This window comes from Pinirhizobacter soli (assembly GCF_015905305.1).
GTDB lineage: Bacteria > Pseudomonadota > Gammaproteobacteria > Xanthomonadales > Rhodanobacteraceae > Pinirhizobacter > Pinirhizobacter soli.
On record NZ_JADZLQ010000001.1, the window covers coordinates 1,596,434 to 1,621,130 of the forward strand.

Annotated in this window: 15 protein-coding genes; 8 read left to right on the forward strand and 7 right to left on the reverse strand. The window is 63.0% G+C overall.

The genetic code is table 11. The features are described 5' to 3' along the window. Positions 1-32: 32 nt before the first annotated feature. A complete protein-coding gene (gene ku, locus NDK18_RS06990) occupies positions 33-989 on the reverse strand; it encodes a non-homologous end joining protein Ku (protein ID WP_250625020.1) in 957 nt (318 codons plus the stop codon). 157 nt (positions 990-1,146) lie between these two features. Here ku and NDK18_RS06995 point away from each other — a divergent pair, with 157 nt between their 5' ends. Then, positions 1,147-1,494: a hypothetical protein gene (locus NDK18_RS06995; protein ID WP_250625018.1), complete on the forward strand. Its 348-nt coding sequence runs from the start codon at positions 1,147-1,149 to the stop codon at positions 1,492-1,494. A gap of 183 nt (positions 1,495-1,677) precedes the next feature. On the opposite strand, the gene NDK18_RS07000 is transcribed toward NDK18_RS06995, so the two are convergent. From NDK18_RS07000 to NDK18_RS07020, 5 genes are all read right to left on the reverse strand, one after another. After that, complete coding sequence (locus NDK18_RS07000) at positions 1,678-2,907, reverse strand: RNA polymerase sigma factor (protein ID WP_250627659.1); 1,230 nt, start codon at positions 2,905-2,907, stop codon at positions 1,678-1,680. 31 nt (positions 2,908-2,938) lie between these two features. Next, the gene (locus NDK18_RS07005) at positions 2,939-3,697 is read right to left on the reverse strand and encodes a YciI family protein (protein ID WP_250627391.1); all 759 of its coding nucleotides are present in this window, start codon (positions 3,695-3,697) and stop codon (positions 2,939-2,941) included. A gap of 3 nt (positions 3,698-3,700) precedes the next feature. Further along, positions 3,701-4,114: a VOC family protein gene (locus tag NDK18_RS07010; protein ID WP_250625014.1), complete on the reverse strand. Its 414-nt coding sequence runs from the start codon at positions 4,112-4,114 to the stop codon at positions 3,701-3,703. A gap of 35 nt (positions 4,115-4,149) precedes the next feature. Then, the gene (locus NDK18_RS07015) at positions 4,150-4,569 is read right to left on the reverse strand and encodes a YciI family protein (protein ID WP_250625012.1); all 420 of its coding nucleotides are present in this window, start codon (positions 4,567-4,569) and stop codon (positions 4,150-4,152) included. 171 nt (positions 4,570-4,740) lie between these two features. Further along, positions 4,741-7,782, reverse strand: coding sequence for a TonB-dependent receptor (locus NDK18_RS07020; RefSeq protein WP_250625010.1), 3,042 nt, complete (start codon positions 7,780-7,782; stop codon positions 4,741-4,743). 499 nt (positions 7,783-8,281) lie between these two features. On the opposite strand from NDK18_RS07020, the gene NDK18_RS07025 reads away from it, so the two are divergent. From NDK18_RS07025 to NDK18_RS07040, 4 genes are all read left to right on the forward strand, one after another. Next, positions 8,282-9,331 (forward strand): alpha/beta fold hydrolase, encoded by a 1,050-nt coding sequence (locus tag NDK18_RS07025; protein ID WP_250627392.1) that lies wholly within the window; start codon positions 8,282-8,284, stop codon positions 9,329-9,331. 176 nt (positions 9,332-9,507) lie between these two features. Continuing rightward, the gene (locus tag NDK18_RS07030) at positions 9,508-9,756 is read left to right on the forward strand and encodes a hypothetical protein (RefSeq protein ID WP_250627393.1); all 249 of its coding nucleotides are present in this window, start codon (positions 9,508-9,510) and stop codon (positions 9,754-9,756) included. A gap of 38 nt (positions 9,757-9,794) precedes the next feature. Continuing rightward, complete coding sequence (locus tag NDK18_RS07035; protein ID WP_250627394.1) at positions 9,795-11,447, forward strand: acetolactate synthase large subunit; 1,653 nt, start codon at positions 9,795-9,797, stop codon at positions 11,445-11,447. Beyond that, the gene (locus tag NDK18_RS07040; protein ID WP_250627395.1) at positions 11,444-12,925 is read left to right on the forward strand and encodes an NAD-dependent succinate-semialdehyde dehydrogenase; all 1,482 of its coding nucleotides are present in this window, start codon (positions 11,444-11,446) and stop codon (positions 12,923-12,925) included. The genes NDK18_RS07035 and NDK18_RS07040 overlap by 4 nt, the downstream gene beginning before the upstream one ends. A 2-nt stretch (positions 12,926-12,927) precedes the next feature. Here NDK18_RS07040 and NDK18_RS07045 read toward each other — a convergent pair whose 3' ends face one another. Continuing rightward, complete coding sequence (locus NDK18_RS07045) at positions 12,928-13,866, reverse strand: aldo/keto reductase (RefSeq protein WP_250625001.1); 939 nt, start codon at positions 13,864-13,866, stop codon at positions 12,928-12,930. A gap of 167 nt (positions 13,867-14,033) precedes the next feature. On the opposite strand from NDK18_RS07045, the gene NDK18_RS07050 reads away from it, so the two are divergent. The 3 genes from NDK18_RS07050 to NDK18_RS07060 all read left to right on the forward strand — a co-directional run bounded on the left by NDK18_RS07050 (position 14,034) and on the right by NDK18_RS07060 (position 24,674). Then, positions 14,034-14,639: a TetR/AcrR family transcriptional regulator gene (locus NDK18_RS07050; protein ID WP_250627396.1), complete on the forward strand. Its 606-nt coding sequence runs from the start codon at positions 14,034-14,036 to the stop codon at positions 14,637-14,639. Continuing rightward, positions 14,636-15,175, forward strand: coding sequence for a G/U mismatch-specific DNA glycosylase (gene mug, locus NDK18_RS07055; protein WP_250627397.1), 540 nt, complete (start codon positions 14,636-14,638; stop codon positions 15,173-15,175). The genes NDK18_RS07050 and mug overlap by 4 nt, the downstream gene beginning before the upstream one ends. A 532-nt stretch (positions 15,176-15,707) precedes the next feature. Further along, positions 15,708-24,674: a YDG domain-containing protein gene (locus tag NDK18_RS07060; RefSeq protein ID WP_250627398.1), complete on the forward strand. Its 8,967-nt coding sequence runs from the start codon at positions 15,708-15,710 to the stop codon at positions 24,672-24,674. Positions 24,675-24,697 lie beyond the last annotated feature (23 nt).

Here is a 24,697-nt window from a genome sequence, read left to right on the forward strand (position 1 = left end):
CAGAGTATTTACTCTGACCCCATTTCTCCACGTCAGGCCCTGGCCCGCTTCGCGGGCGCCTTCTTGGCAGTCTTCTTCGCTGCCACCTTCCCCATCACTTTTTTCGCCGTGGCTTTCTTGCCCGCGGACTTCGCAGTCTTGGCAGCGGGCTTCGACGCTTTCGCGCCAGCACGCTTCGCCGCCGGCGTGCGCTTTTTGCCGGCGATGCTTTGCTTGAGCAGCGCCATGAAGTCCACCACGTTGGTGGTGGCGTCCTCCGGCGCCTCGTGTTCTTCCTCGATGTCCGCGGTGACGCCCTTTTTCGCCAGGCGCTTTTCGATCACCTTGCGCAGTTTTTCGCGGAACTCGTCGCGATAGTCGGATGGTTTCCATGTGCCCGCCATCGATTCGATCAGCGACTTGGCCATCTCCATTTCCTTGGGGGTGATGCGGTAGGCCTTCGTGTCCTTTTCGGGCAGACCGTAGTCCTCCGGATCGATGATGTCGGCCGGATAGCGCAGCAGGTTCATCACCAGGGCATTGTCCTGGGCCATCACGGCGGCCAGGTATTCCCGGGTGCGGATCACCACGCGGGCGATGCCCACCCGGTTGGTTTTCTTCAGCGTCTCGCGCAGCAGCACGTAGCCCTTCTCGGCCTTCTTCGCCGGCACCAGGATGTAGGGCTTCTCGAAGTACGAGGGCCCGATCTCGCCAGCGTCGATGAAGGTATCGATTTCCACCACTTCATGGGCCTCGCTGGCGGCGCCGCGGATATCGGATTCCTCAAGCACCACGTAGCTTCCCTTGCGGTACTCGAACGCCTTGACGATGTCCTTCCAGGGCACTTCCTCACCGGATTCGGCGTTCACCCGCTCGTAGCGCACGGGCTTGTTGTCGCGCTGGTCCAGGAGACGGAAATGCAGGTCGTTATGCCGCTCGCCGGACATCAGGCGGATCGGCACGTTCAAAAGGCCGAAAGACAGGGTGCCACTCCAGATGGGACGGGCCATGGCGCTGCACTCGCTTCGGCTGTAGGAACTTGCAGCCTGCCCCGTGGCGCGTGGAGGTTGTGCATGTGACTGAACGCAAGTTCCCGCTTAGCGGGAATTTCACTCTTTGAGCGCCATCGAAGCGCGAATCTAGGCCCATCGAAGAAGGAGAAACCCCATGATCAAGATCATTCCCCTCGCTGCCGGCCTGGCGTTGGTTGGCCTAAGTTTCGGCGCCCTCGCCCAGACCACGGCGAAATCGGCGCCGGCAACCGCTCCGCACCCGGCCCCGGCGGTGGTGCGCACAGTGAACCCGCAGGCAGCGTCCATCGCCCAGCAACAGCAGATGCAGCAGCGCGCCCAGCTGGAGAACCAGCAGATCCTCCGCCAGCAGCAGCAGAAATCTCAAACCGCGCAGGATCTGCAGCTGCAACAGCAGCAGATGCGTCAGAACACCTCGCAGCAACAGCAGCAACAGCAGCAGCAAACGAAGTCCGCGCTGCCGACTAGCAACTCGGGGTACTAGCCTTCCAGGCCGTCACGTCTCACGGTACACGCCAACAAAGTTGACGTGGAAGTGATCCACGGCTGGCTAACCGGTCATGAACACCATGACGTGACTGGGGTCGACAGGCAGAGAATGCCTGGGTGGTTCATTCGTCCGGTCCGTTGGCTCAAAGCGCCACCATCGAAGAACGAGTGACCTTGGCTAGGAATGCACCAATTTTTCCGAAGCCGCGGCGCGCTCGTTCAACAGGTTCCGCTCTCGATCGTTGCGAGTCATCGCCGCGGCGCGATGGAACTCGGCGGCGGCCTCCTCGTGGCGACCCAGCTTCGACAGCAGGTCACCTCGGACACTGGGGAGCAAGTGGTAACCGCTCAGCGCAGGGTCGTCCTTCAGACGGTCGACGATCTCCAGCGCTGCCGCCGGCCCTTGCGCCATCGACAGCGCCACGGCGCGGTTCAATTCGATCACCGGTGAAGGCGTCTGCCGCAGCAGCACCTGGTAGAGCGCGTGGATGCGGTTCCAGTCGGTGTCTTCCGGACGCACGGCGCGGGCATGGCAGGCAGCGAGTGCGGCCTGCAGGGCGTAGGGTCCGGCAGCGCCACCCAGGCGCTCGGCGGTGGCCAGGGCAGCAAGGCCACGCTGGATCAACAGGCGGTCCCAGCGCGAGCGATCCTGGTCGAGCAGCAAAATCGGCGTGCCGTCGGCCGCCGTGCGCGCCGATGCGCGCGATGCCTGCAATTCCATCAGGGCGACCAGGCCGTGGACTTCGCTTTCCAGCGGCATCAGGCCGGCCAGCACGCGGCCCAGTCGCAAGGCTTCGTCGCACAGTGCCGGCCGCATCCAGTCACCACCGGCGGTGGCGGCATAGCCCTCGTTGAATACCAGGTACACCACGCGCAGTACCGCGGCCAGCCGCGCCTGCAAGGCTTCGCCGCGGGGTACTTCATAAACGACCGCGGGATCGGCCAGCGCGCGCTTGGCGCGCACGATGCGCTGGGCGATGGTGGCCTCGGGCACCAGGAAGGCCCGGGCAATCTCATCGGTGGAAAGGCCGCCAAGCAGGCGCAAGGTCAGCGCGACCTGGGCTTCGGGCGAGAGCACCGGATGGCAGGCGGTAAAGACCAGCCGCAGCAGGTCGTCGCCGATGTCGTCGTCGAGCGCGGCGAACATGCGCGCCTCTTGCAGGTCGTAGGCGTCGTCGAGGTCGTGGATGATGGTCTGGTGTTTTTTCTCCGCCAGCACGCGGTGGCGGATGCGGTCGATGGCGCGGTTCCGGGCAGTGGTCATCAGCCAGGCACCGGGTTTATCCGGCACGCCATCACGCGGCCACTGTTCCAGCGCCGCTACCAGTGCATCCTGGGCCAGTTCCTCGGCGGTGCCGACATCGCGCAACACGCGGACCAGGGCGGCGATGATGCGTGGCGCTTCCATGCGCCACACAGCATCGATCGTCGCGTGGACATCACGGGCCAAAAAGTTCTTCCTGCTCGTAAAGCTGGCGGATTTCCACGGTGGCCCATTCCTTGCCCGGGAATGGATAGCTTTCGGCCCAGGTGATCGCACCGGCGATGGATGCCGCACGGACGATCCAGAAACCGGCCACCAGCTCCTTCACCTCGGCGAACGGCCCGTCGATCACCTGCGGCTTGCCGCCGGTGAACTTCACGCGCTTGCCGCTGCGGCTGGACTTCAGGCCCTCACCCGCGATCAGGTGCCCGGCTTCCTGGCCACGGCGGTTGGCGTCGGCCATTTTCGCCAGCACCTCGTTTGGCGGTATGAAGTCGGCCTCGGCGGCGTCGGTGGAAAGCAGCAACACCGCGTAGCGGCGCCCTTCCCCAGCCGTGGCCGGATCGCCGAAACCAGGCAGGCCACCCGGACAGCCCAGGTCACGTATCTCGATCTCGGCGTTGCCGTGGGCGTCTTCGGTGGGCCACTGTTTGAGCCATTCGGCGGCGGCTTCCATGTCGGGCACATCGATCAGGCTGATGCCTGCGATCACTTCGCGTGCCTCGGCAAAAGGCCCGTCGGTGACTACCGCCTTGCCGTCCTTGAAAGTAACGCGCACCGCCTGGCTGCTGGGCTTCAGGCCCTCGCCTGCATAGACCCTTCCCTCCGCCTCAAGCGAACTGAAGTAGTCACCCATGGCCTGCACCAGCTCAGGCCATGGTTTCACCCCGGCTTCGGAATCGGCGTCGCCACGCCGGAATAGAACGATCTTCATGGGTTAGATCGACTCGCCGGCGTTGATCATCCATTCGATGCCATAGCGGTCGGTCAGCATACCGAACCGCTCGGCCCAGAAGGTTTTTTGAAGGGGCATGGTAACGCTGCCCCCCTCGGCCAATCCATTGAAGACCCGCTCGGCCTTCTCAAGGTCGGTGAAGTTGAGCGCGAGCGAAAAGCCGTGGCTGCCATTGTTCGGCATCGACGGATGCGCGTCGGAAGCCATCAGGGTCTGGCCTTCGAATACCAGCCGCCCATGCATCACCAGGTTCTTCGCTTCCGGCGCCAGTTCTTCGCCCCCGGGACCATCACCGTAGCGCGACATCATCACGATGTCGCCGCCCAGGATGCGCTGGTAGTGGTTGATCGCCTCTTCGCAGGTGCCGCTGTAGAACACGTAAGGACTGAGCTTCATTGTCTTTTCCTTGAGATGAATGTAGGTCGGGGCGATCAGTGGCGGGAGATCAGTTCGGCGCGCTGGCGCTCTTCCTGGTTGCGCAGGTCGTCGGTCAGCACCTCGGCGAAGTCCTCCATCTCGAATATCTGGCGGATCTCGAGCTCGGTGCCCCCGTCCATCGGCGCGCGCTTCACCCACTCGATGGCTTCGTCGAGCGAGCGCGCCTGGATCAGCCAGAAGCCGGCCAGCAGTTCCTTGGTCTCGGCGAAGGGCCCGTCGATCACCTGACGCCTGGAACCGTTGAACCGCACCCGCGCACCGCGGGAACTCGGGTGCAGGCCATCGCCGGCCAGCATCACCCCGGCCTTGATCATTTCATCGTTGAACTTGCCCATCGCCTCGAGCAGCTCATGGCTGGGCAGCACCCCCGCCTCGGTTTCCGCGGTGGCCTTTACAAGGATCATGAAACGCATGTCGCTCTCCGTGAAGGCGCGTTATGCGCCGTCTTCTTCCTTGCGTCGAAGGACGCTAGCGGAAATCGACAGGCTGCCGCAAGAATTCTTCCGGGATATTTCTTCCGGGCAAAAAAGAAGGGCCTGCCAGGGGAGGCAGGCCCTTCGGCCGCTAGACTTATCTGGAGGGGATCAGAAGTCGTAGCTAACGCTGAAGCGCGCGTAGCGTGCTTGTTCGCTGTAGGTCCAGGTGCCGTAGAGGTAGTTCGGCGTTTGGTTGCCGCCGGCCGTCTTGTTGGGATTCTCGAAGATCGGCTTCTGCTCGTTGAACACGTTGAACACGTTGGCTGCAAAGGCGAGCTTGTTGTCACCCCACGCCGGACGATAGGTCACGCCCAGATCCAGCGGGTGGATGGTCGGCAAGCTGCCATGGCTACCGGGGGGCGACGGCTGGCCATCACACCAGTGGTAGGCATTGCCGTAGCCCACGGGGTCGGTGTAGTTCGGACCATAGGCACCCAGGCAGTTCTTCGGCTGGCCAGTCTGCACCACCAGGTTCGCCGACACCTGCCATTCGGGCGCGATCTGGTAGAAGCCGTAGAACTTCAGCACGTGTGTGTGATCGTTGTTCTGGCGACCGTTGGCATACTGCATGATCGTGCCGTTGTCCCAGTCTTCCGATGCCGAGCCACCCAGCTGCAGGAGGTCCGAACGCACCTGGCCCTCGGTATTACCGTAGCTGCGCGAGAAGGTATAGCTGACCTTGCCGTACCAGGTGCCGTCGAACGGATGCTCCATGAAGGCGTCCAGGCCGTAGTAGCGGCGCTTGAGGGCCTGGAATCCCATCTCCCTGTTATTGAGAGTCACCTGCTGCGGATTGCCTGCAGTGTCGATCAGCACGAACGTATTGGCGCGACCCGGGTTGATCAGGTAGCAGCTGTTGGTCGAGCCGACGTCGATACCCTGCGCAGTTGCCTTGGTGGTTACAAGGTTCACGTCGCAGAAGTCGTCGATGGCGTTGTTGAGCTTGCGGTAGGTGCCCTTCAGGCCCCAGACGTACTTGTCGCTCAGCTCTTTGGTGAAGCCCAGGATGTATTCATCCTGGTTCTCAGCGCCAATGCCCTTGCCCGTGACCGTGCGCGGATCGGGCTGCTGGCCAAAGCTGTTGTTGGCCGACTGGGGCGGGCCGATCTGGGTAAGGCCTGTGGGCACGCCGGTGGGGTCGATGCCGCTATAGGTGAAGTAGGTCTGGGTGGCGACATAGCCGGCCGCAGCGCCCGTTGCCGGGTTGAGCGGCAGGGACAGGTAATAGCGGCCGGCGTTGCCGAACACCTTGAAGCTCGAATCGCCGTTCACATCCCAGCTGAAGCCCAGGCGTGGCGACCACTGCGGCTTGGTTTCGGTGATGAACGCATCGCCCGAGGGATTGAAGATGGTGAACTGGTCGTTACGGATACCCGCCTTGACCAGCCAGCGGTCGCTGACCTGCCAGCTGTCTTCCAGGTACTGCGCGCGCTGCGTTGAGCGAACGCTCACCGCGTTATTGGCGACATTGCGCGAGACGTAGTAGCCCGACTGGCCATTGGGGAAGCTGTTGAGCGGGGGCAGATTGCCAGCGGGCGGTGCCGACGGGTCGGACTGGACGCCGTAGTTCCACGTGTACCCCGGCCCCGTATCGACGGTACCGATGTCGTTTGCGCGCGAGTTCTGGTTATCGATACCCGCGACGATCGTGTGATCGCCCCAGTGGTAGGTGACGTTGACGCGCAGGTTGTTCATCTCGTTGCCGCGCCCGGGATTGGCGAGGTTCAGGAGCTGGTTGTTCAGGCGCGGGACGCCTCCGTTGAGCGCCGGGTTTTGATTCTGGGAATTACCGATATAGGTGAGGTTTTCGTTGTAGGCGCCCGGGACATCGTAATCGTGTGTCTTGTACTTGCCATACAAGGCATCGATGGTCAGGTCGTCGGTGATATAGCCGGTGTACTTGATGATGCCGAGGTTGCCGCCGGTCTTGGTGGTGTCGACCGGTCCCGTGGCCGCACCGCGCTGACGCGCCGTGTAATCGTAGGCATAGTACGTGCCCGAACCCTCGCGCTTGTCGGAGGCACCGGTCAGTTCAATGATGTTGCTGTCGGTGATGTTCCAGTCGACCTTGGCGTACCAGCGCGGGTTGTTGTACTGCTGGGTCTGCGCGGGATTGGTCGACCCGAGCGAATTGACCTGGCGCGTCTGGTCCCGCTCGTACTCACCGGCGATGAACAGATACAGCTTGTCCTTGATCAAGGGGCCGCCTGCGTAGGCGCTGACCGTCTCGACCCAGGAATTGTTCTCCGCGCGCGGAATATATATGGTGCCTGACGGAGGTTCCGCTGCCGGGTTGGGCGCGTAGAGGCCCGGCCAACCATTGTTGTAATAGACGTTGCTCGCATTCGAGCGGGCGAACTCAGGCTCCCAAAGCACCTGGGCACCGAAATGCCATTCATTGGTACCGCGCTTGCCCACCTGGTTGATCACGCCGCCGTCCGAACGGCCGTACTGGGCGCTGTAGCCGCCCGTATAGACTTCCTGCTGGTCGATGGCGCCGTACGGCAGTGTGAGGCCACCCGCGCCGAACAGCGGATCGGTGGTGTTGAATCCGTTGATGTAGTAAGCGTTTTCCGTGGCGGACGAACCACCAAAGGAAACCAACTGCTTGCCGGTCGGACCGGTGAAGTTACCCGTGTTGGTGGCGACACCCGGCGCGAGCTTGGCGATCGCCTCAGCATTGCGACCCAGCGGCAGCTTGGCCAGCTGCTCGGAAGTGATCACCGTGCGCGAGTCGACCGTGGTGACGTCGATCGCCGGAAGCGATGCGGCGCTTACCGTCACGGCACCGAGGTTCTGGGCGTTCTCCGCCGAGGCCGCAGCCGGGGCGTTGAAGGACACTTCCGCCGAACCGCCCACCGTGAGCTGGACGTTCTTGCGCGAGTCAACCGTTGCGCCATCGCGGCGCAGGGTCACCGTATAGGAGCCCACCGGGAGCTGCGAGGCGGTGTAGCGCCCCTTGGCATCGACGGAGATCTCGCGGCGCACGCCGCTGTTGCTTTCCAGCAGTACCGATTCGGTGCCGCCGACGGGTACTGAACCGTAGATCGTGCCTACGGTGGACTGAGCGAATACCCCGGACGTGGCTCCCATGCCCGCGAGCAGTGCCAGCGCAAGTACTTTCCTGCGCGTGTGGATCTTTGTGTTCATGCCTGTGCCATCCCCATCATCGTGAGCGCCCCAGAACGGCAAGCCCTTGCACGCGGTCGTCCCTTCGCCCCGTGCGGCTGCCAAGAAAAAAGATTAGCCGATTTATTTCGATCTAAATCGTGCTCAGCAGAGGTTTACACAAGTTACAAGCTCGTGTCCAGAGTGCTGCATGGCTGAGTCGGTGGATGTCTGGACGGCCAAATTACCGATCATTTTTGGCGTTGCAACGCGGCAAATGTATTGATTTGTTAAGCAAATTCTTTCGAATCTGGCAACTTATGCATTGCTGCGATGCAACATCGATTAATCATGGAATCGACCGAAATTCGGCCAGGATTACACCGCCCCTTCACCGACCGACTGCTTTTGCGAATGGCCGGGACACGGTCATTTCACCCCGGATTCATGCATCGATCTAAACGCCGGGCCATCCTCAGATTTTCCGGCCGATCCGAAGGTGTACTGTTCCCTGTGCGGCAGGGCCTTACGGAGAACAGTCATGCCCGATCACGTCGATCACCAGCGGCGAACGGTCCTCGGGGCGGCAGCCCTGGGGATGGCGGCGGCAAACCTCGGCTGGACATCCATCGCCCGGGGGCAACCGGGCAATGCGTCAGCCGGCCCGGAAAAAAAGTTGGCCGGCGCCCACACATCTTTTGACAGACTGAAACATGTCCAGGCGGGCGTCCTTGACGTGTCCTACGCCGAAGAAGGCCCCATGGACGGCACGCCGGTACTGCTGCTGCACGGCTGGCCCTACGACATCCACAGCTACGTCGACGTCGCTCCCATCCTGGCGAAAGCCGGGTATCGGGTGATCGTTCCTTCGCTGCGAGGCTACGGCCAGACCCGCTTTCTTTCACCGGACACGCTACGCAACGGCCAGCAGGCAGCGCTTGCCACCGATGGACTGGCCCTGCTGGATGCCCTGAAAATCAAAAAAGCCGTGATCGCCGGCTACGACTGGGGCGCCCGCACCGCCGACATCATGGCCGCGCTCTGGCCGGAGCGATGCAAGGCACTGGTTTCGGTAAGCGGCTACCTGATCGGCAGCCAGGAACTCAACAAGGCACCGCTGCCACCGAAGGCCGAGCTGCAGTGGTGGTACCAGTTCTACTTTGCCACCGATCGCGGCGAAGCGGGCTACGCGAAGTACACGCACGACTTCGCCCGGCTGATCTGGCAGCTGGCATCGCCCAAGTGGACGTTTGACGACGCCACCTTCAACCGCTCCGCGGCCTCCCTGGACAACCCCGACCACGTGGCCGTGTCGATCCACAACTATCGGTGGCGGCTGGGCCTGGCCAAGGGCGAGCCGAAGTTCGACGAGCTGGAAAAAAAGCTGGCCGCCCTTCCCTCCATCGGCGTGCCGACCATCACCATGGAAGGCGACGCCAACGGCGCACCGCATCCGGAACCCGCCAGCTACGCCAAGCGTTTCACCGGCAGGTACGAGCATCGACTGATCACCGGCGGCATCGGCCACAACCTGCCTCAGGAGGCGCCGGAGGCGTTTGCCAAGGCGGTGATGGACGTGGATCGGTCCTGAGACAACGAGTGCCGTATTTTTGTTCAAAATCGAATAAAAATCTTGACACCTTTCTTCTCCGAGAATATTGTACGGACCGGTACAAAATATCTGTCTCGCCAGGGCAGTCACGGACACCACCGAAGAGTAGTGTCCACGGTTCCGGTGGGCCCGATGCGCCGGATAAGGAGTCAGCCATGATCTCAGCCGTTTTCCTCGTCGCACCCCATGTCGTGGCGATCGAGCGCGTGGAAGAAGCGCCGGAATTCCTCGACCGCGAAGGCGTCACCTTTTCCCTTCGCGGCGGCCCCCGGCAACCCAGGCCCACCGACCGCGTTTGGGATTGCATCGCGGTGTACGCCCCGGATGAGCTGTCCGAAGAGGAATTCCAGCATCTGTACGAGGCCAACAAGCCCACGGTTCCCGAGTTGAACCTGCACTACTGAGTGCAGCGAACCGATCACGTCCATTGAAGGTAGCCGCCATGGCAAAAGGCTCAGACTTACTGGTTGCGGCGCTCGAGAACGAGGGCGTCAAGCGGATCTACGGCATTCCCGGTGAAGAGAACCTGGACTTCGTCGAGTCGTTGCGCTCGTCGAAGATCGAGCTGGTGCTCACCCGCCATGAACAGGCCGCGGCGTTCATGGCCGCCACCGAAGGCCGGCTTACTGGACATCCAGGCGTGTGCCTGTCCACTCTTGGGCCCGGTGCGCTGAACTTCACCACCGGCGCCGCCTATGCGCACCTGGGCGCCATGCCGATGCTGATCATCACCGGGCAAAAGGCGATCAAGAGCGCGCGGCAAGCCCGGTTCCAGATCGTCGATGTCGTGGCGGCGATGCGCCCGTTGACGAAGATGACGCGCCAGATTGTCTCGGCGGCGTCGATCCCTACCCTGGTGCGTGATGCATTTCGCATCGCCACCGAGGAACGACCGGGGCCCGTGCATCTGGAACTGCCTGAAGACATCGCGGTGGAAGAAGCCGACGCGCCACTGGTACCCGTACACCCCGTCGACAACCCCGTGGCAGGACCGCTGGCGCTGGAACGCGCGGCCGAGATGATCGCGAAGGCCACCTGCCCCATCATCATGGTGGGAGCTGCTGGCAACCGACCACGGCTCGTGGAACCGCTCTCGGATTTCGTGCGTCGGTTGCAGGTGCCGTTCTTCAACACGCAGATGGGCAAGGGCGCCGTCACCGGCGGATCGAACCTGTACCTGGGTACCGCTGCACTTTCCGAGCGCGACTACATCCATGCTGCGATCAAGCGCGCGGACCTGGTGATCGCAATCGGCCACGATACGGTGGAGAAACCGCCGTTCCTGATGGGCGGCATCACCGGTGGCCCCAAGGTCATCCACATCGGCTACCAGCCCGCCCAAGTAGAGCAGGTGTTCTACCCCGACGCCGAACTCATTGGTGACATCGGTGCCAATGTCACCGCGCTGGCCGACCGTCTTGCAGGGCAGGTGAAGGTCGATCCCAAGATGCTCGATCTGCGCAAGAGCATCCTGGAGCACCTCAATGAAGGGGGTGAAAACCCTGCGTTCCCGGTGTTGCCACAGCGCATCGTGCGTGATGTCCGCAAGGCGATGCCCGACGACGGCATCGTCTGCCTGGACAACGGCATGTACAAGATCTGGTTCGCGCGGGGATACCGCACGCACGTGGCCAATACCCTGCTGCTGGACAATGCGCTGGCCACCATGGGCGCGGGCCTTCCTTCGGCCATCGCGGCAAAGGTGCTTTATCCGCATCGACGCGTGATGGCGGTCTGCGGAGACGGCGGCTTCATGATGAACAGCCAGGAGCTGGAGACAGCCGTGCGGCTGGGCCTTGACCTGGTGGTGCTTATCATCGAGGACAGTGCCTACGGCATGATCCGCTGGAAGCAGGCCGTGGATGGCTTCCCGGACTTCGGCATGGATTTTTCCAATCCCGACTTCGAGCTCTATGCCAAGGCTTATGGTGCGCAAGGCCACCGCATCAAGTCGACCGAAGCATTTTTGCCGACGCTTCAGGCAGCGCTCGACGCCGGCGGCGTGCACCTGATCACGGTACCGGTGGACTATCGCGAAAACACGCGCGTGTTCATCGAGGAATTGGGCAACCTCCCGGGTGACATCGAATCATGAACTCACGACTTTCCCTGCAAAACCCGGCCCTTCTTGCACAGGCCAACTACATCGGCGGTCGCTGGATAGCGGCAGGCCCGACAGGCACGGAAGTGACCGATCCCTCCACGGGCGAAGTCATCGGCAAGGTACCCAACGCCGGTGCCACAGAAGCGCGTGCCGCCATCGATGCCGCGCATGAAGCCTTTCCTGCCTGGCGCGGCATAACGGCGAGCGAACGCGCCGTGCTCTTGCGCCGCCTGGCCTCCCTGATCACCGAAAACACCGAAGACCTGGCGCGCATTCTCACCCGCGAACAGGGCAAGTCGCTGCGCGAAGCCCGTGGCGAAGTCAGCATGTCGGCGGCCTACGTCCTGTGGTTCGCCGAAGAAGGACGCCGGACGTATGGCGACATCATTCCCTCGCCGTGGAAGGATCATCAGATCCTGGTAACCAGGGAACCGGTGGGCGTAGTGGCAGCGATCACGCCGTGGAACTTCCCCTCGTCGATGATCGCCCGCAAGCTGGGGCCGGCGCTGGCTGCCGGATGCACCATGGTCATCAAGCCTGCACCGCAAACGCCTTTATCGGCGCTTGCCTGGGGCGTGCTGTGCGAAGAGGCGGGCATCCCTGCCGGCGTGGTCAATATCATCACCGGCGATGCCGTTGCCATCGGCGGCGAGCTCACCGGCAACGCGAAGATCAAGAAGATCACCTTTACCGGCTCCACGGCCGTCGGCAAGCTCCTGCTCGCCCAGGCTGCCCGCACCGTCAAGAAAGTATCGATGGAACTGGGCGGCAACGCGCCCTTCATCGTCTTCGACGATGCGGACCTGGAAAGCGCGGTGCACGGCGCCGTGGCTTCCAAATACCGTAACTCCGGCCAGACCTGTGTCTGCACCAATCGATTCCTGGTACAGGACGGCATCTACGATGCGTTCGCCAGGCGGCTGGCCGAAGTGGTCGGCGAGCTGAAGGTGGGTGATGGTTTCGAGGCGGACGTCGACAACGGCCCGCTGATCGATGCCGCCGCCATCAGCAAGGTCGAGGAACACCTGCGTGATGCATCGTCCAAGGGCGCGAAGGTGATTGCTGGCGGGAAGCGCCATGCATTGGGTGGCACGTTCTTCGAACCCACGGTGTTGACCGACGTGACCCCGGATATGGCGGTGGCGAGCGAGGAGACATTCGGACCGCTTGCGCCGCTTTTTCGATTCAAGGACGAATCCGAGGCCATCCAGATCGCCAACAACACCGAATTCGGCCTTGCCAGCTATTTCTACACGCAGGACCTGGGTCGAATCTTCCGCGTGTCATCCGCGCTCGAATACGGCATGGTCGGCATCAACGAAGGATTGATCACTACCGAAGTCGCGCCGTTTGGCGGCGTGAAGCAATCAGGTCTTGGCCGCGAAGGTTCCTATCAGGGCATCGAGGACTATCTCGACACCAAGTACCTTTGCATTGGCGGGCTGGGGAGAAAACCGCAAGCGTCCTGACGCTACTCGCGCGGGATGAATCCGGGCAGGCCAGTCTCCACCACGTCGTTGAACCGGACCCTCGTGGAGATGGCGTGCCGTATCTCCCATAAGGCGTCTGCGGGGAGATTGGATATATCGAAATTTTCCCTGATGCGCGACGGGTTGGTCGATGTGGTCAGGAATGCCGTGCCTCGCTGCAAGGCCCAGGCCAGTGCCACCTGCGCCGGCGTTTTACCCACGCGCTTGGCGATGTCCGTGATCACCGGGTCGTTCAGTACGCTCGGTCGCATGCCATGGCCCAGGGGCGCGAATGCGAGAAATACGATGTCGTGCTGGGCGCAGTAGTCCACCAGATCCCACTCGGGCAGGTAGGGGTGGCATTCCACCTGCACCACGGCGGGCTTGATGCGAGCCGCCGCGAAGATTTCCTTCACCTTGTCCAGGCGGACATCGGAAAGGCCGATGTACCTGCATTTACCCTCATCGACGAGGCTTTCCATCGCCCGCCACGTTTCCAGCAACGTGACTCCCGGATCGTAGATCGGTTTTCCGTCTTCGCCCGTCGGGTACTGCTCGTCGCCAGGCTGGAAGGCATAGGGTGTGTGGATCAGATAGCCATCGACGTGATCAAGCTGCAGCCGGCGGAGGCTCGCTTCCAGGGCTGGCTTGACCCGCTCCGGACGATGATTGTTGTTCCACAGTTTCGTGGTCACGAACAGATCGTCACGCCATACGGTGCCTTCGGCAATGGACTCCTGCATCGCGGCCCCGACCACGTCTTCGTTGCGGTAGGCCTCGGCCGCGTCGATATGCCGATACCCGGTCTCCAAGGCTACCTTGATGGCGCTTTTGGCCACGGCAGGGTCGGGAATCAATGTCCCGAAGCCGACCGCCGGAAGACCTTCCTTTCCTCCAACAAGCGGAATGGTGGTGTCGCTGAGCGCGCGGGAGGTGTGCATCTGATGTACTCCGTCTTGCCAGAGCCAGCCCTTCAAATGTACTCCGGGCGAAAGGACGATGCTTGTTTGAAGGCAGCTCTTCGCCGCGCTTGATTTTGTACCGATCCGAATAATATTCTGGTTAAAACGAAAGGTCACTATTTATGCGGGACGGCCCAAAACCAGACATGGCAGCAAAAAAGCCGCGCGGGCGCCCGCGCGCCTACGAGCCGGAAGTCGCCCTGCGGCAGGCGGCCGACGCCTTCTGGAAGACCGGTTATGCCGGGACTTCGCTTGACGACATCACGGCAGCCACGGGCATGAACCGGCCCAGCCTGCGAGCGGCATTCGGCGACAAGCACACGATCTATCTCAAGGCGCTGGCCAGCTATTGGGACCTCCAGTTCTCGGCCATGCGCAAGGCACTGGAAGGCGGCGGCGCCTTGAAGGACACCCTCATGCGCGTCTACGACGCGTCGCTTGCGATCTATTTTTCGGGCCACGGCAGTACACGTGGATGCTTCGTCGTAGGCACGGCCATCACCGAGGCCATCGACGATGCTGATATCCAGCGCGCCGTCATGGATGGCTTCCGTACCCTGGATGCGGATTTCGAAGCGCGCCTGCGAATGGCGCGCGACGCCGGCGAACTGAAGAAGGACGCCGATCCTGCGGCCCTGGCATTGCTCTCCTCGGCCACCTTGCACACCATCGCCATGCGTGCCCGGGCGGGCGCACCCCGGAAGGACCTGCGGAAGCTCGCACAAAAGGCGGTAAGCGTGATCTGCGGATGACCCACTCGCTGCCGGACATCATTGCCCCGCGTCTTGCGGTGCTGTTCTGCGGCATCAACCCCGGGATGCTGGCAGCAGCCACGGGGCATCATTTTGCCGGACGAAGCAATCGCTTCTGGCGCGTGATTCATCTGGCAGGCTTCACCCCGGATGAAATCCGGCCTGAAAACGACCGGCAGATCCTTGCCTACCATTGCGGCCTGACGACAGTCGTTGAACGCTCCACCGCCCGGGCAGACGAGCTAACGATCGAGGATTTCACATCCGCCGCTGCCCGCTTCAAGCAAAAGATTGGGCACTATTCGCCGCGTTTCGTCGCTTTCCTCGGCAAGGCGGCCTACACCGCGCTATCGGGTCAGCGGGATGTGCCCTGGGGCTTGCAAACGGCCACCCTCGAGGGCTCCGCCATTTGGCTACTGCCCAATCCGAGCGGACGCAATCGCGCATTTACGCTCGACCAGCTCGTCGACGCCTACCGTCAACTTTATTTGGCCGTGCAAGCGAAGGCAGACGAAGGCGATGCGTCAATATTTTGACACCTTGCGCGTTCGATGCTTCCTTTTTTTCCACGAACCACGACGTAGTGATTCGTCAATCAGTAGGTTACGTCGTTTTTATCGGCGTGAACGGCTGCCTCGCACCCTGTTGGCAAGCAAATTGCCTGAACATTGTCAGTGATTTGCATCACGCCCTGAATGAATTTTTTTTTATGAAAACGATTTCAGGGGTGATATCCAGCTATCATTTCTAGTGACCTCGATGTGCCTCACGTAACGAGGTAAACGCATCACTAGTACTGAATCACAGCGGCAGGGCTGTTGACAGGGGGCTTTGAAGGGGATGCGCATCCGCGCATAGGAACAGGCGATCACCGGACAGGCATGCATACGCGCAATGCGTGGGCTTGAGTGCGGTCTGGAGAAACGAGTAGGTACACGGTGTTTTTGCCCGCGACGCACGCGCGCTGTTCAGCCCTCCGAAGCAACCCATCTGCTCATGTCGAACGGAACGAGCGGTGCGCCCGTGTGCGCCGAAGTCGACTTTTAAAATTTACGGACAGGTTGAGCCATGAACCACATCTATCGCTTGTGCTGGAACCGCGCTCTTTCACAGTGGGTTCCCGCATCGGAGCTGGCCCATAGCAACCGCGGCGGCATGACGCGCCGGCATGTCATTGGCCAGCGGGTGATGATGCTTTCGCTGCTGTCGGCATCCCTTGGCATGACGGGCCTGGCGCATGCGGGCAACGCGCCGACTGGCGGCCAGATCGTCGGCGGTTCGGGACAGATCCAGCAATCGACCAATACCACGACCATCCGGCAGAACAGCCAGTCGTTGTCGCTGAACTGGCAGAGCTTCGATATCGGCGTTGACCAGACAGTCAACTTCGTGCAGCCGGGCGCGAGTTCCGTGGCGGTCAACCGTGTGCTGGGCAACACGGCCAGCGAAATCTTCGGCCACCTCAATGCCAACGGCCAGGTGTGGCTGATCAACCCGAACGGCGTGCTGTTCGGCCAGGGCTCGCAGGTGAATGTCGGCGGCATCGTCGCCTCCACCCTGGACATCGACCAGGGCACGGCCGGCTCCGGCACCGTACGCCTTGCTGGCGACGGCAAGGGCAAGGTGGTCAACCAGGGCAGCATCAACGCCGCCAGCGGCGGCTATGTGGCGCTGATCGGCAACCAGGTATCCAACCAGGGCACTATCCGCGCCCAGCTGGGTACGGTGGCGCTCGGCGGTGGAAGCGCCGTCACCCTGACCTTCAGCGACAACCACCTGCTGCACCTCGAGGTGGACAAAAGCACGCTGAACAACCTGGCTGAAAACCGCCAGCTGATCGTGGCCGACGGGGGCCAGGTGCTGATGACCGCCGGCGCGCGCGATTCGCTGCTGGCAAGCGCCGTCAACAACACAGGCACCGTGCAGGCGCGCAGCGTCGTCGATCACGACGGGGTGATCACCCTGCTCGGCGGCATGGAAGCCGGTACCGTGAATGTCGGCGGCACGCTCGATGCGAGCGCCCCGAACGGCGGCAACGGCGGCAAGATCGAAACCTCGGCGGCCAACTTCAAGCTGGCGACGGACGCGAAGATCACGGCGGCGGCACCGGCGGGCAAGGCCGGTACCTGGCTCGTCGACCCGACGGACCTCACCATCGACGTCGCCGCGGCCACCACGATTTCCACCACGCTCAACGGCGGCACCAATGTCGTGGAGCAAACCACCTCAGGCGGCGCCAGCGGCGTCGGCACGCAGTCGGCCGGCAATGGCGACATCAATGTCAACGCGGCGATCAGCTGGAACAATGCCGCCGCCACGCTTGAGCTGGACGCGTTCCACGATATCAACGTCAATGCCATCATCAATGGCACCGGCGGCGTGGCGATGAATGCCACCGGCGGCACGCTGACCATCGGCAATACCGGCGGCCTGTCGGCCGGCACCGGCGCCACGCTCAACGCCAACAGGTTCACCAACAACGCCGGCGTCAACGCGTTGGGCGCGAAGTGGAAACTGTACACCGCCAATCCATCCGGCAACGTGCTCGGCGGCATCACTCCCAACTTCATCCAGTACGGCACCAGCCTCGGCGGCAGCCTGCTGGGCACCGGCAACGGCCTGGTCTACAGCACCGCCGCCTCGCTGCAGATCACCGGCCTCAGCGGCACGGTGAGCAAGGTCTACGACAACACCAACGCTGCGAGTTTTGCAGGTGGCAACTTCGTTGCCGGCGGCCTGCTGAACGGCGACAAGATCGCCTCGGCCACGGGCGGCACCTACGCTTCGGTCAACGTGGCCAACGGCATTTCGGTCACCTCGCCCGGCGCGATCGGCAACTTCGTCATCACCGACAGCAGCGGTGCGATTCCCGTGTTCGGCTATACGCTGGGCACCGCACCGGTCACTGCAGCCCTTGGCCAGATCACGCCGGCCCAACTCACCGCCAGCATCATCGGCACGCCCACCAAAACCTACGACGGCACCAACACCGCCACGCTGGGCAGCGGCAACTACCTGATCAGCGGCCTGGTCGGCGGGCAGACGATTACCGTCAACCAGCCCAACACGGTCGGCTATGCCAGCGCCGAGGCAGGCGCGGAGACCGTCAACGCCGGTTTCAAGGACACCAACTTCATCGCCGGCATCGGCACGCTGCTGTCCAACTACATCTTGCCGACCGCCGCCACGGGCAACGGCTTGATCAACAAGGCCAACGTGGTGCTGTCGGGTATCCTGGCCGACAGCAAGGTCTATGACGGAACCGTGCTGGCGGGCCTTGATACCGGCAACCAGAACCTGTTCGGCATCATCGCCGGCGACATCGGCAACGTCACGCTGACACAAGGCACCGGCAGCTTCGCCTCGGCCAATGTCGGCAATAACCAGGCGGTATCGCTCAATGGTTTCTCGCTTACCGGCGGCAAGGCCAACGATTACAACCTGGTCCTGCCGGCCAACCTGAGCGCCAGCATCACGCCCAAGGCGCTGACCATTGCCGGCGTGACCGCAACCAACCGCAACTACGACGCGACCACGCTCGATGCGCTCGGTTTCGGCACCGCCGCGCTGCAAGGCGTGGTGTCGGGTGACGGCGTCACCCTGGATACCGGTAGCGCGATCGGCAACTTCGCTTCGCCCAATGTCGGCAACGGCATCGCGGTCGCCGCCAGCGGCTTCGCGCTGACCGGCGCAGGCTCGGGCAACTACACGCTGACCCAGCCCACGGGCCTGTCGGCCAACATTACGCCGGCGCCGCTGATCATCGCGTTGATCGGCAATCCCACCAAGACCTACAACGGCACCACCACCGCCGATACCACGGCGGCAAACTGGCAGATCACCGGCTGGCAGGGCGGCCAGGGCGCGACGCTGGACCAGGTGTCGACGGCGAATTACTCAGGCCCCGATGCCGGCAACAACATCGGCCTTGCCGCGACGCTGGAAGCTTCCGACTTCCACACCGCGTCGGGCACGTTGATGTCGAACTACACCTTCGCCACCACGGTGAACGGTACCGGCACGATCGCCCAGGCGCCGCTGACGATCGGCATCATCAACAACCCGACCAAGGTCTACGACAATAGCGATGCGGCCACGCTCAACGCAGGCAACTTCCAGATCGACGGCTTCCTGCAGGGCCAGGGCGCGACGGTCAACCAGACCGCCGGCACCTACGCCGACCCGAACGTCGGTCAGTGGGGAGTCACCGCGTTGCTTACCGCGGCGAACCTGATCGCCAATGGCAGCACCAATCTCAACAACTATTCCATTCCGAGCCTTGCCACGGGCACCGGGCAGATCACGCCCGTCCCGGTGGGCGGCCTGATCATCGCCGGCCTGGTCGGCGCATCGAAGACCTATGACGGGCTGAACACCATCAGCCTGCTGCCTGCCAATTTCTCCTTCACCGGCCTCACGAACGGCGATACGGTGCAGACGAACTTCGCCAGCCTGATCGGCCTGTTCGGTTCCAAGAACGTCGGCACGCAGTCGCTTACCGCCAACTTCAACGGTGGCGACCTGAGCGTCAATTCAGCCCATCCGGAGGACTACACCCTTCCAGCGCAGGCCTTCGGCACCGGCATCATCAACCCGGCCGTGCTGACCGCGCGCATCATCGGCAACCCGACCAAGACCTACGACGGCAGCCCGCAGGTGTCGCTGGGCTCGGGCAACTATGAACTGGACGGTTTCGTGGCGGGCGAAGGCGGCAGCATTACGCCGTCCTCGCACGTGGCCTACGCCAGCAAGGATGCCGGCAATTGGAACATCGTCGCGTTGCTGGCGGTAACCTCGTTCACGGCAAACTCCGGCACGCTGTTCTCCAACTACGTCCTGCCGACCGAAGCCGACGGCATGGGTACGATCAACCAAGCGCCGCTCTTCATCACCGGCGTCAGCGCGCAGAACAAGGTCTATGACACCACGGACCTGGCTACGCTCAATGTGGGCGGTGCGCAGCTGCAGGGCCTGGTCGCTGCCGACAGTGGCGATGTAACGCTCAATGCGCCGGCTACCGGCCACTTCGCCACGGCGAACGCGGGCAGCGGCATTGCCGTCACTCCGGGCGTATTCTCGCTCTCGGGTAGTGAGGCGGGCAACTACACCCTGCAGCCGTTGACGAGCCTCTTCGCCAACATCACGCCGGCCCCGCTCACCCTGTCGGGCATCGGCATCGACCCGAGCAAGATCTACGACGGCAGCACCCTGGTGAACATCAACGGCACCGCCGTGCTCAACGGCCTGCTCGGCGGCGACGCAGCCTCGGTGCAGTTGAACGCTACGGGTGCCGCAGCCAACACGCGCACCGCCGACGTGGGCAACAACCTGGCGGTGCTGTTCGGCGGTTACTCGCTGACGGGCACGCTAGCCAACAACTATGCGCTCAGCCAGCCGGGCTCCAGCACGATCAACATCACGCCGAAGCAGTTGACCGCCACGATCATCGGCGACCCGACCAAGGCCTACGACGGCAGCACGTCGACCACGTTGACCGCCGCCAACTACCTGCTGAACGGATTCGTTGCGGGCCAGGGCGCCAGTGTTCCGCAGTCCGCCACGGCCAACTACCTCACCCAGAACGCTGGCAGCGGCATCACTGTCAACTCCACGCTGGTGGTCTCCGACTTCGTCGCCGCCGCGGGAACCAGCCTTGCCAACTACATCCTGCCGACCACCGGCACGGGTACCGGCACGATCACCAAGGCGATCATCGACCTGACCGCCACTCGCATCTATGACGGCACCGCGGGCGCCGATGCCTCGCTGTTCGCGCCAAGCGGCACGATTGCCGGCGTAGACGGTGAAATCGTCAAGCTCACCGGCTCCGCCAACCTGGTGGACAAGAACGTCGGCAACCAGAAGGCGTTCAACGACTTTGGCACGCTGGCCCTGGTCGACAACGGCGCCACCCTGGCCTCGAACTACACGCTGGTCGGCGGCACCGACTGGGTGACGGTGACGCCGCGCGCGCTGACCGCCACCTTTGGCGCAAACGACAAGACCTATGACGGCACCACCTTGGCAACCCTGACCGGTGCCGCGCTGGAAACGGCCGCTGGCAATCGCGGCCTGGTGGCCGGTGACCTCGTATCGTTGAATAACACGGCCACCGGCAACTTCAGCGACAAGAACGCCGGCAACAACAAGACCGTCACCGGTAACATGACGATCTCCGGCGGCGATGCCGGCAACTACGTCTTCACCCAGGGCACGGCCCTGGCTGATATCTCGCAGCTGCACATCACCGTCAGCGCCAGCGGCCATGACAAGGAATACGACGGCACCACTACCGCCGCCGTGGACCTGGCTAGCGCGGGCGTGATCGGCGGCGACAACATCGGCTTCAACCCGGGCGCTGCCAACTTCGCCGACAAGAACGTTGCCAACAACATCGGCATTTCGGTCACCGGCATCACCGCCACCGGCGGCGACGCATCCAACTACGTGCTGGACAATACGACGGCTGCAACCCAGGCCAACATCACGCCGCGCGAGATTCACCTGACCGGTACGCGCGTGTACGACGCGTTGACCGATGCCGATGCCGCGTTGTTCATGAGCGGCGGCCAGCTCGCCACGGGCGTTGCCGGCGAGACCCTGGTGGTTACCGGCGCAGGCAGCCTTGCCGACAAGAACGTGGGCAACAGCAAGGCCGTGACCCTGGACACCCTGGGCCTGGGCAATGGCAGCAATGGCGGTTTGTCCAGCAACTATGTGCTGGACGATGCCAAGCTGACCGTGACCAAGGCCCAGCTCAATGCCAGCTTCACTGCCGACAACAAGATCTATGACGGCGGCACCGCCGCGACCATCCATGTATCGACCCTCAACGGCATTCTGGGTAGCGACGACGTCAGCCTCAATGCGATTGCCGGACACTTCAGCGACAAGAACGTCGGCAATGGCAAGACCGTCACGGACGACATCACGGTCCAAGGCGGCGATATCGGCAACTACACCTTCGTGCACGGCACGACCACGGCGAATATCACGCCGCTGGCGATCACCGTCACGGCAACGGGTACCAATCGCGCCTACGACGGTTTGGTTCACGACGACGTCACCCTCGGCACCACCGGCCTTGTAGGCGGCGACACACTGGCCTTTACCGCTGGCGCCTCGGATTTCGGCGACGCCAACGTGGCCAACGGCAAGACGGTGACAGTCACGGGAATCACCAGCTCAAGCCCCGGCGCGGGCAACTACACGTTCAACACCGGCACCACCACCACGGCCAATGTCACGCCGTTCATCATCAACCTGCACGGCACCCGCGTGTATGACGGCCTGACCGACGTGAGTTCATCGCTGTTCGGCGCTGGCGGCGTCCTCACCGGCGTCAACGGTGAAACGCTGACGCTGAACGGCGCTTCAAACGTTGCCGACAAGAACGTGGCCAATAACAAGGTGTTCGATGGCGTCGGCGACATGACGCTGGGCGGCCGCAACGGCTCGCTGTCGAGCAACTACGCCATCGGCACGTCGTCGATGGATATCACGCCGCTGGCGATCACCGTGGGCGCCACCGGCTCGAACAAGGTCTATGACGGCAACAACGTAGCCGGCGTGACGCTTTCGGGTACCGGCATCCTGGCCGGCGACACCATCGGCTTCAATGATGGAAGCGCTACCTACAGCGACAAGAACGTCGCCAACGGCAAGACCATCACTGTCTCCGGCATTACTGCCTCGGGCGCTGATGCCAACAACTACAGTTTCAACACCGGGACGACAACCACCGGCAATATCACGCCGCTGGCGATCACCGGCGTGATCACTGCCGACAACAAGGTGTACGACGCCGGGCTCGGCGCGACCACCCACGGCGTGCTGACCGGCGTGTTGGCCGGCGACACTGTCGGTTTCGATACCAGCGGCCAGTTCGGTGACAAGAACGTCGCCAACGGCAAGACCGTGACCGTCTCCGGCGCGCTCGATGGCGGTGATGCGAACAACTACACGTTCACATCCAACACCACCACCACCGCCAACATCACGCCCCTGGCGATCACCGTGGGCGCCACTGCCGACAACAAGGTCTATGACGGCAACACGTCGGCTGTCACCGCGCTCAGCGGCACCGGCGTCCTCGCCGGTGACACGGTGGACTTCAGCGGCGATCCGGGCACCTTCAGCGACAAGAACGTGGCCAACGGCAAGACCGTCACGGTGAACGACATCGTCGCCAACGGCGCCGATGCCGGCAACTACACGTTCAACAATGTCGCCACCACCACCGCCAACATCACCCCGCTGGCGATCCTCGTGGGCATTACCGCCAACAACAAGGTGTATGACGGCAACAATTCGGCGGTCATCTCTTCCTTCAGCAACACGGGTGTGATTGCCGGCGATACGGTGAACTTCACTGGCAATCAGGCTACCTTCAGCGACAAGAACGTGGCCAATGGCAAGACAGTCACCATGGACGGCATCACCGCCAGCGGTGCCGATGCCGGCAACTACACCTACAACGCGATCGCCACCACCACCGCCAACATCACCCCGCTGGCGATCACCGTGGGCGCCACCGCCAGCAACAAGGTCTACGACGGCACCACCGGAGCCAACGCCACGGTGAGCAGCAGCGGCGTGCTGGGCGGCGATACGGTGGACTTCACCGCAGGCTCGGCCGCCTTTGGCGACAAGAACGTCGGCAACGGCAAGACGGTCACGGTCGATGGCATTGCCGCCAGCGGCGCCGATGCCGGCAACTACACCTTCAATACCGACACCACCACGACGGCCAATATCACTCCGTTGGCGATCAGCGGCACCATCGTTGCCGGCAACAAGGTATATGACGGCAGCACCGGCGCCAGCGTGAGCGGCAGCCTGAGCGGCGTGATTGCCGGCGACCAGGTTGGTATCGCCAGCAGCGGCAGCTTCCAGGACAAGAACGCCGGCAACGGCAAGACGGTCGACGTGGCCGGCAGCCTGAACGGCGGCGACGCGGGCAATTACCTGCTCACCACCAACACCACCACCACGGCTAACATCACCCCGGTGGTGCTGAACCTGACCGGCACGCGCGTCTACGACGCCACCACCGGTGCGAATGCCGGCTTGTTCGGCAACAACGGCATGCTGGCGGGCATCAGCGGCGAAACGCTGACCCTCTCTGGCAGCGGTACGCTCGGTGACAAGAATGTCGGTTCGCAGAAAGCCTTCGCCCCCGGCGGCCTGTCCGGCTTCAGCCTGGCCGGCAATGGCGGCACGCTGGCGAGCAACTACACCTTGGTCGGCGGCACTGACTGGGTGACCATTACGCCCGCCACGCTGACGGTGGCCGGCGCAGTTGCCCATGACCGCACCTACGACGGCACGCGCAACGCCACCGTGAGCGGTGCCACGCTGGTCGGCCTGTTCAGCGGCGATGATGCGGTGCTGGGCAATGCCGGCAGCGGCCTGTTCGACACCAAGAACGTCGGCAATAACAAGACCGTGACCACCGCGATGACGGTCACCGGTGGCGATACCGGCAACTACATCCTGGTGCAGCCGACCAGCCTGGTCGCCGACATCACGCCGCTGTCGATCAACGTGACTGCCACCGGCACCAACAAGCTGTTCGACGGCAACACCAGCGACAAGGTGGCGTTGAGTGGTCAAGGCGTGATTGCCGGCGACCAGGTCGGCTTCACCGACACAGCGGCCAACTTCGGCGACCCGGCCGTGGGCAACGGCAAGACGGTGACGGTGACCGGCATCCAGGCCAACGGCGCGGACGCGGGCAACTACGTGATTGCCGATCCGACCACCACGACCACGGCGAACATCACCGGTGGCCGTCCGTCCTCGTTCGGCGTCGCCGACGGCACGCTGGCAAGCCTGCAGTACGCGATCGGCCCGACACAGATCGCCACGCCTTACGGCGTGGCCGAGCAAGACACCGTCGGCATGTTCACCGGCAACCAGAAGAAGCTGCATCGTCCCGTCGAACGCAACCGCAGCCGCGACGACTTCACCTCGGGCCTGGCGCTCAAGGTCGAGAACGGCGGCGTGCAGATGCCGGGGAACCTGCTGCCATGAGGTCCGCGTCGATGATCGCCGTA